The organism is Priestia sp. TRM10, assembly GCF_057808375.1.
Window position 1 is genome coordinate 201,826 of record NZ_JBJZOT010000007.1, and the last position, 15,678, is coordinate 217,503.

Annotated in this window: 21 protein-coding genes and 1 tRNA gene; 15 read left to right on the top strand and 7 right to left on the bottom strand. The window is 36.6% G+C overall.

The window, feature by feature from the left end; translation table 11 throughout:
- Window positions 1-138: 138 nt before the first annotated feature.
- The 5 genes from ACK3CR_RS06155 to spoVIF all read left to right on the top strand — a co-directional run bounded on the left by ACK3CR_RS06155 (window position 139) and on the right by spoVIF (window position 1,755).
- Window positions 139-579 carry a hypothetical protein gene (locus tag ACK3CR_RS06155; RefSeq protein ID WP_243514386.1) on the top strand — a complete coding sequence of 147 codons (441 nt, stop codon included), beginning with the start codon at window positions 139-141 and terminating at the stop codon, window positions 577-579.
- A 120-nt stretch (window positions 580-699) separates the two neighbouring features.
- Window positions 700-849: a hypothetical protein gene (locus ACK3CR_RS06160; protein WP_019393804.1), complete on the top strand. Its 150-nt coding sequence runs from the start codon at window positions 700-702 to the stop codon at window positions 847-849.
- An 85-nt stretch (window positions 850-934) separates the two neighbouring features.
- Window positions 935-1,129 carry a hypothetical protein gene (locus tag ACK3CR_RS06165; RefSeq protein ID WP_243514380.1) on the top strand — a complete coding sequence of 65 codons (195 nt, stop codon included), beginning with the start codon at window positions 935-937 and terminating at the stop codon, window positions 1,127-1,129.
- Window positions 1,130-1,214: 85 nt separating this feature from the next.
- On the top strand, window positions 1,215-1,364 hold the full coding sequence (locus ACK3CR_RS06170; RefSeq protein WP_243514378.1) for a YjcZ family sporulation protein: 150 nt from the start codon (window positions 1,215-1,217) through the stop codon (window positions 1,362-1,364).
- A 136-nt stretch (window positions 1,365-1,500) separates the two neighbouring features.
- Window positions 1,501-1,755 carry a sporulation-specific transcription regulator SpoVIF gene (gene spoVIF / locus ACK3CR_RS06175; protein ID WP_040057135.1) on the top strand — a complete coding sequence of 85 codons (255 nt, stop codon included), beginning with the start codon at window positions 1,501-1,503 and terminating at the stop codon, window positions 1,753-1,755.
- Between the two features lie 28 nt (window positions 1,756-1,783).
- Here spoVIF and ACK3CR_RS06180 read toward each other — a convergent pair whose 3' ends face one another.
- Entirely contained in the window at window positions 1,784-4,057 is a 2,274-nt protein-coding gene (locus ACK3CR_RS06180; RefSeq protein ID WP_488975053.1) for an ATP-dependent helicase, read from the bottom strand.
- Window positions 4,058-4,209: 152 nt separating this feature from the next.
- Here ACK3CR_RS06180 and ACK3CR_RS06185 point away from each other — a divergent pair, with 152 nt between their 5' ends.
- The gene (locus ACK3CR_RS06185; RefSeq protein WP_243514375.1) at window positions 4,210-4,443 is read left to right on the top strand and encodes a hypothetical protein; all 234 of its coding nucleotides are present in this window, start codon (window positions 4,210-4,212) and stop codon (window positions 4,441-4,443) included.
- Between the two features lie 345 nt (window positions 4,444-4,788).
- On the opposite strand, the gene ACK3CR_RS06190 is transcribed toward ACK3CR_RS06185, so the two are convergent.
- Window positions 4,789-5,301 (bottom strand): YjcG family protein, encoded by a 513-nt coding sequence (locus tag ACK3CR_RS06190; RefSeq protein WP_243520967.1) that lies wholly within the window; start codon window positions 5,299-5,301, stop codon window positions 4,789-4,791.
- 92 nt (window positions 5,302-5,393) lie between these two features.
- Window positions 5,394-6,119 (bottom strand): alpha/beta hydrolase, encoded by a 726-nt coding sequence (locus ACK3CR_RS06195; RefSeq protein WP_243514374.1) that lies wholly within the window; start codon window positions 6,117-6,119, stop codon window positions 5,394-5,396.
- A gap of 177 nt (window positions 6,120-6,296) precedes the next feature.
- Here ACK3CR_RS06195 and ACK3CR_RS06200 point away from each other — a divergent pair, with 177 nt between their 5' ends.
- A complete protein-coding gene (locus ACK3CR_RS06200; protein WP_061803327.1) occupies window positions 6,297-6,827 on the top strand; it encodes a phosphatidylglycerophosphatase A family protein in 531 nt (176 codons plus the stop codon).
- A 39-nt stretch (window positions 6,828-6,866) separates the two neighbouring features.
- On the opposite strand, the gene ACK3CR_RS06205 is transcribed toward ACK3CR_RS06200, so the two are convergent.
- From ACK3CR_RS06205 to ACK3CR_RS06215, 3 genes are all read right to left on the bottom strand, one after another.
- On the bottom strand, window positions 6,867-7,337 hold the full coding sequence (locus ACK3CR_RS06205; RefSeq protein WP_243514365.1) for a GNAT family N-acetyltransferase: 471 nt from the start codon (window positions 7,335-7,337) through the stop codon (window positions 6,867-6,869).
- A 70-nt stretch (window positions 7,338-7,407) separates the two neighbouring features.
- The gene (locus tag ACK3CR_RS06210; RefSeq protein ID WP_488975054.1) at window positions 7,408-8,160 is read right to left on the bottom strand and encodes an arylamine N-acetyltransferase family protein; all 753 of its coding nucleotides are present in this window, start codon (window positions 8,158-8,160) and stop codon (window positions 7,408-7,410) included.
- Window positions 8,161-8,262: 102 nt separating this feature from the next.
- Window positions 8,263-8,400, bottom strand: a complete 138-nt coding sequence (locus tag ACK3CR_RS06215) for a hypothetical protein (protein WP_243514360.1) — start codon at window positions 8,398-8,400, stop codon at window positions 8,263-8,265.
- Window positions 8,401-8,543: 143 nt separating this feature from the next.
- Here ACK3CR_RS06215 and ACK3CR_RS06220 point away from each other — a divergent pair, with 143 nt between their 5' ends.
- Together ACK3CR_RS06220 and ACK3CR_RS06225 are read left to right on the top strand one after the other, a co-directional pair.
- Window positions 8,544-8,909, top strand: a complete 366-nt coding sequence (locus tag ACK3CR_RS06220; RefSeq protein ID WP_243514358.1) for a hypothetical protein — start codon at window positions 8,544-8,546, stop codon at window positions 8,907-8,909.
- A 123-nt stretch (window positions 8,910-9,032) separates the two neighbouring features.
- Window positions 9,033-9,104 (top strand) — tRNA-Val (locus tag ACK3CR_RS06225).
- Window positions 9,105-9,241: 137 nt separating this feature from the next.
- On the opposite strand, the gene ACK3CR_RS06230 is transcribed toward ACK3CR_RS06225, so the two are convergent.
- A complete protein-coding gene (locus ACK3CR_RS06230) occupies window positions 9,242-9,544 on the bottom strand; it encodes an MTH1187 family thiamine-binding protein (RefSeq protein ID WP_488975055.1) in 303 nt (100 codons plus the stop codon).
- Window positions 9,545-9,812: 268 nt separating this feature from the next.
- Between ACK3CR_RS06230 and ACK3CR_RS06235 the strand changes: the two genes are divergently transcribed.
- From ACK3CR_RS06235 to ACK3CR_RS06260, 6 genes are all read left to right on the top strand, one after another.
- The gene (locus ACK3CR_RS06235) at window positions 9,813-10,472 is read left to right on the top strand and encodes an HAD family hydrolase (protein ID WP_488975056.1); all 660 of its coding nucleotides are present in this window, start codon (window positions 9,813-9,815) and stop codon (window positions 10,470-10,472) included.
- A 516-nt stretch (window positions 10,473-10,988) separates the two neighbouring features.
- On the top strand, window positions 10,989-12,089 hold the full coding sequence (locus ACK3CR_RS06240) for an amidohydrolase/deacetylase family metallohydrolase (protein ID WP_488975057.1): 1,101 nt from the start codon (window positions 10,989-10,991) through the stop codon (window positions 12,087-12,089).
- Window positions 12,067-13,170 carry a DgaE family pyridoxal phosphate-dependent ammonia lyase gene (locus ACK3CR_RS06245; RefSeq protein ID WP_488975058.1) on the top strand — a complete coding sequence of 368 codons (1,104 nt, stop codon included), beginning with the start codon at window positions 12,067-12,069 and terminating at the stop codon, window positions 13,168-13,170. The genes ACK3CR_RS06240 and ACK3CR_RS06245 overlap by 23 nt, the downstream gene beginning before the upstream one ends.
- A 1-nt stretch (window position 13,171) precedes the next feature.
- Window positions 13,172-13,927 (top strand): 2-dehydro-3-deoxy-phosphogluconate aldolase, encoded by a 756-nt coding sequence (gene dagF / locus ACK3CR_RS06250; protein WP_243514338.1) that lies wholly within the window; start codon window positions 13,172-13,174, stop codon window positions 13,925-13,927.
- Window positions 13,920-14,936, top strand: coding sequence for a sugar kinase (locus ACK3CR_RS06255; RefSeq protein ID WP_243514335.1), 1,017 nt, complete (start codon window positions 13,920-13,922; stop codon window positions 14,934-14,936). Before dagF ends, ACK3CR_RS06255 begins: the two co-directional genes overlap by 8 nt.
- Complete coding sequence (locus ACK3CR_RS06260; RefSeq protein WP_026009672.1) at window positions 14,936-15,661, top strand: GntR family transcriptional regulator; 726 nt, start codon at window positions 14,936-14,938, stop codon at window positions 15,659-15,661. Before ACK3CR_RS06255 ends, ACK3CR_RS06260 begins: the two co-directional genes overlap by 1 nt.
- Window positions 15,662-15,678 lie beyond the last annotated feature (17 nt).

A 15,678-nucleotide genomic window follows, 5' to 3' on the forward strand; every position in this document is an offset into this window, starting at 1 on the left:
TTGCTCAGTGACAGCATATTCATAAATGACAAAAGTGTTAGTGTTCTTTTGAAATTATTTTAGATTTTTCGTCAAAACGGATAATCGTTCTGTGCGCTTATATGGGAGTTCATCAAAGACAGCAAGGAGTGTATGACAGTGTCTCAAACAAAACCAACATATGAACAGCTAAAAGGCTATTTACAGCGAATGAGGGCAGAGCTTGAATTTTATAAAAGTGAATATAATAAGAATCGTTTGAAAACGTTGAACTTACAAGATATTGAAGAAGAATTAGAGGAGCAGTGGCTTGAGGAAAAAGAACAAATTCTACTTGAAAAAGAAAAATGGCGTGAAAGAGCCGAGGAACTAAGTAAAAAAATTGAAATGGTTGAAAAAGAGAAAGAAGAAGAACTTCTTAAACTTCAAAAAGAAGAAACAGCTAAGCTGAAAGAGCAAGTTGCTATTCTAGAAAAGAAAGTGCGCGATCAGAAGCCTGATGACCAGTCTCCTAATGTAAAGAACTATGATAATGATTGGTTTATGCGTAATTTAAAAGAGCAAAACTTCTATAAAGAGAAGCGAAGACCAAGAAAATAAGGTAAACATCCTATCAACAGAGAGCGTCTTAAAGAATATAGTAAAGAGAGAGTTTCATATTGTTTTTCATACTCGTGTTAGTAAACGAAAGCATGACAGTAGAAAAGAGGTGAATTAAACATGCAATATCCTCAATATCCTCAAAACGGTCATGTCTATTATCCTTCATCACATAAGCATCCGCAAAAGAAACCCAAGCTTTATGCAAACAAACAACAAGTTAAAGACTGTGGATGTGGAAAGAAGTTAAAAGTAGATCCAAAACGTTAATCGCGAGATTATACGAAAGAAAGGGCAATGTATTATTGCCCTTTTTTCTTTTTCTGAATAAACATGAAAGTGTGAGGTGAAAGAAATGAGTGATTTCTTAGAGGAGCTTGAAACTTTTTTTGAGAACTTCCATAGTAACAAAATAGAGAAAGAAGAAGAGAAAATACAGAAACTAGAAAGATATGTAGAGAATATGGAACACGAGAAAAAAATGCAGGACATTGAAAAAAGTGAAGAAGCGTTTGGGAAATATGAGATGAATGATCCTTTTGGAAAATAAAAAAAGAAAAACAACATGCGCCCATACCAAATGCACTCCTTCAACATATCGTGTTAAGGAATAAGGAAAGAGGAGGTGTAAAGATATGGGCTTCGGATATGGTGGTTACGGTTGTGGCGGCTATAGTTACGGCGGTGGCGGCTACGGTTATGGTGGCGGCTGCGGTGGCGGCTTTGCGCTAATCGTTGTATTGTTCATTCTATTAATTATCGTTGGTGCTGCTTTCTGTCACTAAACAGAACTTTGGAACACTTCCCTCCTAAACAATACTGTATGTTAAAGAGTGCGAGTAAACTTTTACTCGCACTTTCTTTTTCACCAATTCCTCTTTAATTTCATACGATATATTACTGTGATAAGGAGGGATCATGATGGATAACAATCTCTTTAAAAACATTGAAAAGAAAACAGGCGTAAATATGAAAGACGTATTTGAACTTGCTAACTCTGTGCAAGGAGCAAACTTCAAAGATGAAAAAACAGTACGCAATCTTGTGCGCCGCGTTTCACAAATTGCAAACAAACCCGTATCAAAAGAAAAAGAAGATAAAATTGTTAAAGCGATTACAGATAACGGTCAATCACTTGATTTTGGAACAATCGCGAAAATGATTAATAAAAAATAAAACCCCATCTTAAAGATGGGGTTCTTTTTTAAAATAAACCTTTGAGGAAGCGGGATGGGTGGGCTTTCTTTCCTCTACGATGTTCTGGTATAGACAGAAAAAGAGATTGTTTAGCTCGTGTCATCGCTACATAAAGAAGTCTTCTTTCTTCTTCAAGGGGGGCCTCGTCCCCATTTCGATAAGCATCAAGAGCATAGTCATGAGGGAGAGCCCCATCAACAACTCCTATTATATATACATGATTATATTCAAGACCTTTTGCACGGTGAATAGTTGTAAGTGTAATCGAAGAAGGAAATGTTTTGCTAAGTTTCTTCATTTCTTCATTCATTGCTTTCATGTGATCAGCATGTTCTATAAATTGTTTTACAGTGTTAAATTTTTTCGCTACAACTTTTAAATCCCGAATATCATCAGAACCTTTTTCAATAGCATTTCCTTCATTGCCACGCTTTTTTACAAACTGATTAAAGCCCATTTCTTTTTCAATAATATCAATTGCTCCAAGAGGAGAACGATTTTTTAATGTCGAAAACAGTGGAACAAGCTTCATAAGCTTTCGTTTTTGAAAACTTTGAAGGTTTGTTAAATGCATAAGCGCTTCTACATATGAACAATCATGTAAAATGCTCAATGCTTTTACATCATTCAAAGCAGAAGCTTTTAAAAATAAAGCAGGTAAAAGTTGCCCTAAAGCTTCCTGGTCGTTCTCATTTATACTCAATCGTAAGAAGGCAAGCATTGCTTTGATCATACGTCTGTTATAGAAAGAATCTGCACCATAATCAATTGAAAAAGGTAAATTAGAAGATGACAGTCGCTCAAAGAGAGCTCTTGACATCGTATGTGTACGATATAGAATGGCAAAATCACTAGGATCTGCTCCCTGTTCAATCTTTTCTTTAATATCCGTTACGATCATTGTTGCTTCTTCTTCTTCATCATAGGGAGAAAAGGAGAGCGGAGTGAACTCATTTTCAAACTGAGCGCGCATTTTTTTAGTATAGCGATCTTTGTTTCGCTTAATAACCGCATTTGCTCCGTCCACAATAGCATGACTTGAACGATAGTTTTCACTAAGTGTAACAATTTGGGTGCCGTCATTGTCATTGCTAAAGTTTCGAATAAAACTTGGATTGCTTCCACGAAACGCATAAATGGATTGATCATCATCGCCAACAACACAGATATTTTGAGATTTTGCACTTAAAAGCTTCATGATTTCGTATTGCACAAGATTAATATCTTGAAATTCATCAACTAGAAAGTAGTGAAAGCGGTCTTGATAATAAGCACGAATTTCTTCATTTTCTTTTAAAAGCTCATAGCAACCTAGAAGCATGTCATCAAAATCAAACATCCCTTGCTCTATTCGCATTTCTTCATAGCGTCTGTAAAGATATTGAACATCTTTTTCCCATTGATTCTCAGGCTTAACATCACTCGGTAAGATGAGGGTGTTTTTCCAATAGCTTATTTCGTTTAAAGCTTGGTCAAAAGGAAACTGTTCTTCTTCAATATCAAGCTCTCGTGCTGCTATTTTTACAAACTTTTCGCGCTGCCATTCCCACTTCATTAGACGGTCGTTTCGCCACTCTTGTGGCTTATGGTAGCTTAATATTCTATAAAAAATGCTGTGAAATGTTCCAACTACCATCTTTCCTATCATGGAGGACTGAATCCCCTCATATGAACGAAGCCGCTCTTTCATCTCTTGAGCTGCTTTTGTTGTAAAAGTTACAAGCATAATGGAAGATGGATCTACTTTTTTTTCCACGAGCAAGTAGGCAGCACGCGCTGTGAGAACTCGTGTTTTTCCACTTCCAGCTCCAGCCAAAACAAGCAATGGACCCTCTGTATTTTTTACAGCTTCTTCCTGCTGTATATCAAGAGACAACCCAGCATAATTAATAACCGTGCCTCTCCGTGTTTTGAAGGAACTTTGAGAAACAAGCGCTTTTGTTTTTGTAAAAGGCACATCAACAGTTGCTGTATTTCCACTAATTGCTCTACTTGTAGGTAAGCGAAATCCAGCACTTTCACGGTAGGCCGGTTTTGTTTCTTTTACAACCTTTTTTTGCTCCTTTTCTTCTATGCTTTTTATGCATTCAGGGCGTTCATAAGGTTTTGAAGCATGATAAAAATAAGGTTTTTTTTCCATCCCTATATAAAGCTTTACACTTTCATGACAGTGAGCGCATGTAACGAGTCCACGCTGACTTTCTTCATACAAAGATTGATAAAGCTCTCTTTTCATTGTTGAAAGTGAAATCATTTCATTTTGATAAATGGCTTGATTCATGAAATAGTCTCCTCACTTTGCACTTATCTAAACATTATAATCAAACTTCATCATATCAGAATGGAAAGGAGAACGAAAGAATAACAGTATTTTGAAAGGATTAGAAGGAAAAAATGTGGGCAAATAATAGGAAAGAATAGGAGGGAGAAAGAGTGGGGTATATTTTACCAATTGAAAATTACACGTACCTTCAATACGTTAATAGAACAGTAAAAAGTTATAAGGGCGGAACAGTGCATAAAATAGTTCTAACACAAGCTTTATACGAAAGTAATGAAAGATTTCAAAAAGAAGAAATAGAAATGAGAAGACAAAAGAATATGCAAATAAAAAAGACGATAAGTGAAATAACTGGAAAAGGAAAGTTCTTTAACGATCTTGTGTAAAGAGGGGAACATAGGGGAACTTCAAACTCACGTTAAAGAATATTTCAGGAAAACATTTACTTTTTATAGTAACTAATACTTGTAATTAACATCGAAAACATATTATCATATAGGATGTTACTAGTAACATGACATTTTGTGGAATTTAAGAGATAGTTTGATAAGAGTAAGGAGATTTTGCAATGAAAAGCGTACATAATCTTTTTTATTATTTTGTTCAGAGTTTTAAAGTTTCAGCAGCATTGCTTGTTTTTGTAGGAGCTCTTTTTATGTTTAAAATTAAAAAAGCACGGTAGAATCTTTGTAAGATTAGGGATTCTACCGTGCCTTCTTTTTTAAGTGATGTTATTCATGTTCAAAACGAAATGTTTCATAAACCGTCCATGAACCATTATCAAGTTGGTAAAGAAGATGAAAACGATCAATAACTTCTTCATGATTAATATCAACAAGTTTAAGTTGACTATATACATCAAGATGTTCATCATCTGATAGGTTTTGCCCAATTGTAATGTGAGGAATATAGGAATATTCTACTTCTTGAGCAAGAGGTCCGCTATGAAGGTGCTCATATAGCGTTTTTAAATCATCATTTTTTTCAACTTTTAAATAAACTGTATTATTTGCAGGAGAAAAAGAACTAACTTTAGTGACATTAATAGTGATTGGCTTGAGTTTATGAGCGATGTCACGAAATGTAGGAATTAACGTCTCAAGCTCATCATTAGACGTTTCAAATTGTTCTTTAACTGTAATATGTGGCGGGATTAGAGCATATCTAGAATCATAGCGTTTTCGATAAGAGTTTGCAGTATCCTGTAATTTTTTTGATGGAAATAAAACAACTCCGTATTTCATCATACAGTCCCTCCTTAAATTGTATAAAGATGCAGTTTCTTGTTAATTATAGCAAATTTCTGAAAAACATTATATTCTCAAAAGTATGTTAGTTAACTTAACATTTTGCTTAAAGCGCGAGGCATATCTTTCTGCCAATATCTCCACGTATGATTTCCTTCCATCTCTTCATAAAAGTAAGAAAATCCTTTTGTACTAAGAAGTTGATAAAGTTCTCTGTTAGGTGTTAGAAAGTCCGCAATTTTCTTGTCCGTTGTCTTAACTTCTGTCTCCTGAAGACCAATTGTATGATAAATATGTAAGGCATTTGGAGAAGAAAAGTCCGCAACTTTATTTAGAAGCGTTTCATTCACAAGCGGTGACTGAGCCACAACTTTATTAAATGTGTGAGGATATTGAAGTGCTGTTAATAACGAAACTGTTCCACCTAACGAATCTCCAATAAGTGTTCTTGTTCCTCCCATTTTATGAGTTGGAAGAAGGTCGTCTAAATAAGAAAGGAGTTCATGAGCTAAAAATCGAACGTATTGTTCAACCTTTTCCCCGTCAGGATGATACATTTTGCGTCGCTCATCTACTGATTTATAAGGAATGCCTACTGCAATTGTTGGTTCAATTTCCTCTTCCTCAGACAATTCATCAAGCGCCCGTGATAGCTTTCCAAACATAAAATAATCTTTCCCATCTTGAGCAATTAATAAGGAATATTTAAAAAGTGGAGAATATGTTTTTGGAAGATATAAAAGCAGCGTCATTTCTTCCTGAAGTTCTTCACTATAAAACGTTAGTTCCTCAATCTTTCCAGGGCGATAATCCATTAAAAATCCTCCAAACTTGAAAGCGTTACCTTTATTTTATCACAGGAAAAGCAGCGGGGGAAAGCGGCGTGTGCTGTTTTTCGTTTGTCCTTCTGTCGTATTCTTTTCACTCTCTTTTTCACATGATACAATAAAAAAGAAACACCTTACTGCGTTCATAAGAGGAGGAACTACATAGTGGAAAAAAAACCTTTTGTTTCAAGCAAAGAAATTACAGAAGCAACCTTCAATTTATTAAAAGAACGTGGCGTCACTGTTGTGGATATAGCCGAAATTGTTTTTGAAATGCAAAAGCCCTACAATGATAAGCTAACAATCGAAGAATGCGTTACAAGTGTTGAAAGAGTCCTCACAAAAAGAGAGATTCAGCATGCTATTCTTGTTGGAGTTGAGCTTGATAAGCTTGCTGAAAAGGGGATGTTATCAGAGCCGCTTCAAACGATTGTAGAACAAGATGAGGGGCTGTTTGGCGTTGATGAAACAATTGCTTTTGGTGCCACATTAACATACGGAAGTATTGGTGTTACAACATTTGGTCATCTTGATAAGTGTAAAATTGGTATTATTAATAAACTTGATACAGATAAAAAGAGAGGCGTTAATACGTTTCTTGATGATCTTGTCGCAAGCGTTGCGGCAAGTGCAGCAAGTCGTCTTGCTCACAAACAACGTGATTTGCTTGAGGAAGAACAAGAACGAGTTAATTAATAAAAAGATCATCCTAATTTTGTTAGGATGATCTTTTTATTAATGGAGTTCATAAGCCATTAATTTTCCAATCTCTTTCATGCCAAGGCGGTTATAAAAAGCAACAGCATTTTGATTAAATGACCATACATTAAGATGAATTGTCTTTGCTTTATTTTGTATAGCCCATTTCTTTACTTCCTCAAACAGTTTACGTCCAATGCCGCTCTTTTGATGAGAAGTATCAACGCCTAAGTAGTACATATAAGCAGCACGCGAACTAGAACGTCCAATCCCAGAACTAGTTGCCGTAAGTTCAGTTATTGAATATCCAATAAGTTTTCCATACTCTTCAGCCACCAGTATGTGAAAGTTAGAACCATGAATCATTGTTTGATAATCAGGGTAGGGGATGACTGTCCGCGATATAGAAAAAAGCTCTGGAAGTGCATTAGCATGCATGCGCTGTGACTCAAATAAAAGCGTGTTTAGGGCTCTAAAGTCTCCAAGTGTTGCTTTTCGAAAGTTCATAACCGTCTCCTCTCCGTGTACATCCCAAGATAAAACAGTATATGAGCAAAAGCCAAATAGGGTGTTAAGTTTATAAAGAAGAGGAAGGAATATGAAAGTAAGTTTGTAAAATATGAAAAAACTGATCTTCTTTGAATGTTTTTTTCGTTTTGGTTTCTTCATGCGCAATTGTTAGCGTATTATCAGAGAGTGTTACACGTCCTCTTGGCGTAGCGATTGTTACAATTCTACGACCTGTAAAAGGAGAGGTAGGAGACGTTTGAGTAAAGATACAGACTTCTTTAAAGGAATCTGTAGCTTTTTCTTCTGTAGAAAAGAGATATTTTGTTATCCATTTTCCATTCAGCTTTTTTTGTAAGCAAAAGTGCTGTTGAGACTTGGAAATTCGATGTGTTCCACTAACATCGCGAACCATTTCACCTGAAAGAGGCAGTGGCTGACGAACCGAATCTCCAAATCCAACATCAACAAGATATTCTTTTCCATTAAGAAGAACGAGCGTTGTAGCATGGCTTTCTTCTCTAAATGCTTTCCCTTGTTCATCTTGAACAGTAGCGCTAAGAAGTTTTGCTTGAAATCCAATTTCTTGTAAAAAAGCACAAAAGAGACTGTTTAGCTCATAGCAAAACCCACCACGATTTTTCTCAACAATTTTATGAAAAAGAACATCTTCACTTAATACAATCTCTTTTTTATAGACAACATCTAAATTTTCAAATGGAATATGAAAAAGATGCTGTTGTTGTAAATAAGTTAGATAAACGAGCGTGCGCTCTTGTTTAAATACGGCATGAATTCTCTCTAAATAGCGTTCAATATTCATACAAAAGCCCCCTTTTGTTAACAGCCGTTCTTTTATAAGAATATCAAATACTGACTAATTTTGTCATATAAAAAAGGAACAGAGAAGGGCTCTGTTCCTTTTTTATCTCTTTTCTTCATAGGCAATCAATACAATATGCTCATTTAAAGAAGAAGCAATTTCTTGTTCAAGCTGCTGAATCTTTTCAAGCTGCTCTTCTGATAATTCTGCAACTGGGTAACCTTCATAGTTTTTGTCCATTTTAATCCCTCGTTTTCTAAAGTAAGAAAGCTATTTATTAGAATATCCGAGGTGCTAATTTTTATCCCGAATTTTTTGTATAAAAATAAGGAAACTGTACAGTCTATGAAATGGATAAACATAACAAATTGGAGGTTTTTACAATGAAAAAATGGCTTTTAATTCTAGCGGCATCTCTACTCGCAAGTTTTGGTCTTACTGCTTGTAACAATGGCGGAAATGACGATAATAATCAGCAGGAAGAAAACGACGTGACCGATGATAATGGCACAGACAATGAGAATAATGATGAAAACATGGATGAGAACATGGATAATGAAGATATGAATAATGAAGATACGAACACTACAGATGACAATACAGACAATGATAATGATGGTAATACAAATGATGCAGACGACAATGACAATGTTGACGATGATGCAAATATTAATGACGACGGCGCTGATAACAATGATGATCCAAATTACAGCGGTGACGAAAATAAAAAAGATGATAATAACAAGTAAGAAAAAAAGGCTGACTAACAATCAGCCCTTTTTCCTTTTCAGACTGCTTCCTACTTTATGAGTGACTTATAAAAAGGTTGACAATAAAGGAAGCAATCCATAAAATTAAGACTATACTATGTTGATCTGATAGTTCAGCGGGAGAACACTACCTTGACAGGGTAGGGGTCGGGGGTTCGAATCCCTCTCAGGTCATTACAAAAAGCGTATTCTCAAATTGAGAATACGCTTTTTTATTATGAGAAAAAAAACCTAGAATAGGCTCAAGGTTCCAAAAAGCCTTTAGGCTATGAATGTCTTTCTTCTATATCATTAAATTGAGGAAGAAATATCTATTGAAAAGCTTCTTTCACTGCCCCCATTTGATGACTGATACTCATGTCTTTGTCTGAACGTTCTTCGATTCTAAGGTTCGTTACGACACGGTTAGCATTCTGATTAAGCGAATGTTTATGAATATCCTTAGCTACTTCCATTACCTGATCGATCTCACCTTCAATTACTGTAGATGATGGGCCAATGTGATAGTGTAAGCCCTTGTCTTTAATTAACTTAACTGCATCTGTGACATACTCCTTATAACTTGTGCTTTCTGTTCCAACAGGGGTGACACTTATTTCAAGTAATGTTGTCATTTCTTGTTCCTCCTTTTCTTTTCAACTGTTATTCATTCTTTTACCGATTTTGGACTGAATGAAACATGTTAAAAGAACAGGGGAATACAGGAGATTGCTCCTTTTTTTAAAAGCAGTCTATTTTTTTACTATTATCAATAAGGAATTTACTCCATCATCTTTTTAACGTCACATGAGCATACCTTTTAGAGTATTTACGACTATGATATGGTTAAAGGAGGTCGTCTAGGCAAATTATGATGAATAGGTCAGCAAGGGGGAATAGAATATGGGAAAATTAGCTGTCATCTTTGATATGGATGGTGTCATTATTGATAGTGAACCAATTTATCGGAGTTGGAACAAGGATGTATTCAAGAAACTGAAGATTCAGGTGGACGAGGAGACCCAACTTAGTTTTGTGGGAGGAACAGCTAAAAGAAAATGGACAATATTAAAAGACAAATTTTCATTATCGCCAAGTGTAGAAGAGCTGATTTGTTTGCAAAATGAGATATTCTCACAGAAAGAATGGGCTTTTAAATCATTGTTATTTCCTGCAGTTTTGCCACTTTTACAGGAGTTAAAAGAACACAGTATTCCTACTGCATTAGCCTCTTCCTCTAATAAGAAAAAAATATCAGATGTATTAGACCAATGTGAATTAAGAGCCTATTTTGATGAGGTGATAAGTGGAGAAGACTTCGAAAGAGGGAAGCCAGATCCAGATATCTTTCTCCATGCTGCCGAAAAACTTGAAGTTCCAACATCAAATTGTGTAGTTATAGAGGATTCATACAATGGTTTAACAGCTGCTAAAAGAGCTGGTATGCATTGCGTTGGCGTTAGGCATAAAGAAATTCATATGAATTTATCACAGGCAGATAGGACTGTGGCTTCCTTAAGTGAGGTATATATAAAAGACTTAAAAGAGCTTTCTAAAAGTTGAGAATTCAAAATAACATTCACCATTAAAAAAAAGCGTAAGGTGCCAATATGACAAAGATAAGCCGGCTAAAAGGTTGTTCTGCAGCCTTATGAAGGGATTGTCTAAACTTGAGAGCCCTTGGCGTCTAGATGTAAACACAAAATGAAGCTCAAAAACTTATAGTTCTTATATTTTGAAAAGGGCGGTGATGGCTTAAAATCACTGTCCTTTTTCGTGCATTCCTTTATGAAAGGAGAGTGGAATTAACATCGGTATGGAATTTACGTTCTAAGGAAAGCTATTGTAAAGGGCCTTCGTTCCTTCTTGATAAGGAGGTTTGAGTATGCTGTCCTATTGGTGAAATTAATCAAACTTGATAAAATGTACTCCTTCACGGAATAAAATGGTACAACAAACATTATAACGTTATATTTACTTTGTTGATTTTCTATGCTAATCTAAATGTGTGAAAAAGAAATATGAATATAACTCATTCTGAAAACGTATTCAAATAGATTTGAAGAAAAGGTGAAATGAATGGAAAAGCGATTCGTATTACGTAACGTAAAACGTGTGAGTGGAGAGGCAATTGATATCGTTATCAAAGACGGTAAAATTGCTGAAGTGACAAAGGCTGGGAATGGACATGGACAGCTAGTATTTGACTACTCAGGTATGTACGTATCAAGTGGTTGGATTGATTTACATGTCCACGCATTTCCTGAGTTTGATCCATATGGTGATGAAATTGATGAAATAGGTGTGAAACAAGGTGTAACAACAATTGTTGATGCTGGAAGTTGTGGGGCAGACCGAATTGCTGATTTGGTTGCGAGCAGAGAACAAGCCAAAACAAACTTGTTTGCTTTTCTGAACATCTCCCGGATTGGCTTAAAACGTGTTGATGAGTTATCAAATATGGAATGGATAGATAAAGAGAAGGCCGTACAGGCTGCTAAAAAGTATCAAGATGTCATTGTTGGACTAAAGGCCCGTATTAGCAGCAGTGTTGTCCGTGATAGTGGGATTGAACCATTACGTGTTGCAAGAACAATTTCTCACAAAACATCTTTGCCATTAATGGTTCACATCGGTTCTGCACCGCCACGTATTGAAGAGGTTATCCCACTCTTAGAAAGAAATGATGTTATTACTCATTATCTTAATGGGAAAGAAAATAACCTTTTCAGTGATAAAGGAGAACCACTTCAAGTGTTAATTGATGCAATTGAACGCGGTGTACATTTGGATGTGGGGCATGGGACAGCAAGCTTTTCATTTAAGGTTGCTGAAGCCGCAAAACAACATCATATCGGTTTGAATACAATTAGCACAGACATTTACCGTGGAAATCGTTTAAATGGTCCCGTATATAGTATGGCAAATGTTCTCTCGAAATTTCTTTACCTCGGATACTCACTTGAAGAGGTTATCGCAGCGGTTACTACCCATGCGGCAAACTGGCTTAAAAAACCAGAACTTGGGCGAATTAAAGTTGGAGACATTGCAAACTTAACGTTATTTACAGTTCAAAATAATCCGATTACATTGATTGATTCTGAAGAAGACAAGCGTGTAGCAGAAAGAACAATAGAAACAAAAGGAGTGGTTGCAAATGGTGAACTCATTGAATGCTAAATATGGACTTAAACGTGTAATTAATGCAAGTGGACGAATGAGTATCCTTGGCGTGTCGGCCCCAACAGATACAGTCATGGATGCAATGAAACAAGGCGGACAAAATTATGTCGAGATTGCCGACTTAGTTGATAAAGCAGGCGATCATATCGCAAGAATTCTCGATTCAGAGGCAGCTGTTGTTGTTAATTCAGCATCAAGTGGAATTGCTCTTTCTGTTGCAGCACTTGTAACCCAAGGAAACCGCCGTAAAAGTGAACGTCTGCACCAAGAAGAGATTTCTAAAAGTGAAATCATCATGCTGAAAGGACATAATGTCCAATATGGAGCCCCTGTTGAAACCATGATTTATTTGGGCGGTGGCAAGTTAATTGAAGTGGGCTATGCTAATGAAGGTAAAGCAGAACATATCGAAGATGCTATTTCTGAAAACACAGCAGCCATTCTTTATGTGAAATCTCATCATGCTGTTCAAAAAAATATGATTTCAGTTGAAGAGGCATGGGAAGTTGCCAAGCGTAATGGTGTTCCACTTATCGTGGATGCAGCAGCAGAAGAAGATATTCAAAAGTATGTGAAATACTCGGATCTTGCCATTTACAGTGGTTCAAAAGCTATTGAAGGACCAACTTCAGGGATTGTTGGTGGTAAGCGAAACTATATTGAATGGTTAAAAGTACAATTACATTGTATTGGAAGAAGTATGAAAGTTGGTAAAGAAACTACCTTTGGTTTACTTCAAGCTCTTGATGAATACGGTGTCAAAGAAGATAAAAGTGAACAAGAAAAAGAAGTGTTGCAAACGTTGATGTCATTAGAAGAAATTGAAGGTGTCCAAGTTACGATCGTTCAGGATGAAGCAGGTCGAGCTATATTCCGTGCTCGTATTCAAATTAATTCCGAACAAACAAAAACAACAGCAAAAGAAGTTGTGCAAGGGTTGCGTGAAGGAGATATTGCCATTTACACACGTGATTATGGTGTAAGACAAGGTTATTTCGATATCGATCCACGCCCACTTCAAGGTGATGATATCCATGTGATTGAATCTCAAATACGTGAATTATTAGGAGGAAAATAATATGTCAACAATTACAGAACGTTTTTATAAGGAACGTGTTGCTTTAAATGTATTAGCAAATAGTGTAGAGAATGCCAAAGAAGTATTTGAAGCAGCCGAAGGACATGTCTTAGTTGGTGTTCTTTCGAAAGATTACCCAACGGTAGAAGAAGCAGTAGCAGCAATGAAGAAATATGGAGAAGAGATTGAAGAAGCAGTATCAATTGGGTTAGGGGCTGGCGACAATCGTCAAGCTGCTGTCGTAGCAGAGATTGCAAAACATTATCCTGGAAGTCATATCAACCAAGTATTTCCTGCTGTTGGCGCAACACGTGCTAATCTTGGTGAAAAGGATAGCTGGATTAATAGTCTAGTTTCCCCAACAGGACGTGTGGGTTATGTAAATATTTCAACAGGACCTGTAAGCGCTGCACAGGATGAACAGGCAATTGTACCTGTTAAAACAGCAATTGCTCTTGTTCGCGATATGGGCGGGAATGCATTAAAATACTTCCCAATGAAAGGATTAACACGTGAGGACGAATTTCGTGCGGTTGCAGTAGCATGCGGTGAAGAAGGATTTGCATTAGAGCCAACAGGTGGGATCGACAAAGAGAACTTCGAAGCCATTTTACGCATTGCTTTAGAAGCTAACGTGCCGCAAATCATTCCTCATGTGTATTCATCAATTATTGATAAGGAAACAGGCAAAACAAACGTCAAGGATGTCCGTGAATTACTTGGAACAGTAAAGAAATTGGTGGATAACCATGGCTAAGAGAGTTGCTTCTTTTGGAGAAGTTATGATGCGCTTGCAAGTGCCAGGATATGAGTTCCTGTCACAAGCAAGCACATTAAATTATTCTTTCTCTGGTACAGGAGTAAATGTAACTTCAGCTCTAGCGCGTTTTGGCCATACGGGGTATCTTGTGTCTACATTACCAGATAACGCAGTTGGTGATGCGGCCGCATCCTATCTTCAGAAATTAGGGATTAATCAGTTGTTCATCCACCGAAGCGGGGATTATGTTGGAATGTACTTTTTAGAAAACGGATTTGGGGCACGCCCTAGTCGCGTTACCTATTCTAATCGATTAGAAAGCAGTTTCAATACAGCTTCGGAAGGAACGTATAATTTTGAAGAAATTGCACGTGAGATCGATGTTGTGCATTTTTGCGGAATTACACTTGCGATGAATGATTCTATCCGCCAACATATGAAAACATTTGCGAAAGCGGTGAAAGAGAATGGTGGCACAGTTGTCTTTGATTGTAACTATCGTCCGTCCCTCTGGGGTAAGGACGGATATAAAAAGTCAAAAAGATATTATGAGGAAATGCTAGATTTAGCTGATATCGTCATGATGAACGAAAAAGACGCAATGTTTGTTCTTGGTATGAAAACGGAGAAAGAAGAACGTACAGAACAACTTGTAGAGCTTATTCCAGCCGTTGCAAAAAAGTACAAAATCTCTGTTATAGCGGGGACGCATCGGTCAATTAATGGTGACAATACTCATTCATTACGTGGTTTTATATTTAAGAATCAAACATTCACATTTTCTAAGACCGTCACGTTTTCTGTCTATGATAGAATAGGAGCAGGAGATGCTTATGCGAGTGGTATTATACATGGTGAGATGGAAGGCTTTTCACCAGAAAAAACAGTCGCATTTGCCACAGCGGCAGGAATGCTTGCGCATACAGTCGTAGGGGATACCCCTATATCATCGGAAGTCGATATATTCCGAGCGATGACAGAATCAGTGGGCGATGTAGAAAGGTAGTGAATGTAACAGTGAACGTATCTCGAAAAAAAGGACCATTATATTTACAAATTAAGAATATCTTAAAGGATCGGATTTTACACGGTGTATATCCTATTAAAACGAATATACCTTCTGAACCGCAACTGGAGAATGAATTCAATGTCAGTAAAATTACCATCCGAAATGCAATTAAAGAACTTGTTCAAGAAGGGTATCTAGAAAAGAAGAGTGGTAAAGGGACAAAAGTCATTCGCAATACTTCCGCTTCAAAACTTTCTAAAGGGAAACGTTTTACAGAAGTTTTAGTAGAAGAAGGTCATAAGATTCAAAGGCAGTTGTTGCAGGCAGAAGTTGTATGCAATGAAGAGGGAACAGAACCGTACCGATTATTTGGAGAGCATTGTCTTCGTGTTGAACGACTTTATCATCTTGATGATGTCCCGTATATTCATTATACACATTATGTAACGACACAAATTGAAGGCACTGAACGCTCAGACTTAAATACTCAATCCTTGTACGAAGTGATTGAAGAACAAGATATTTCTTTAGAAAAGTTTCGAGATCAGTTTGCTGTTGCTATTGCTCCTTCTTATGTAGAAGATAGATTACATGTAAAAAGGAAGACACCTTTATTAAAACGATTGCGCTATTCTTATGATGAAATGGGTAATTTGATTGAATATAGTGAAGGGTACTACAATACGGAAATGCAACATTATGTTGTAAATTATGATGTATAAAGGCAGCGAGAAAATGT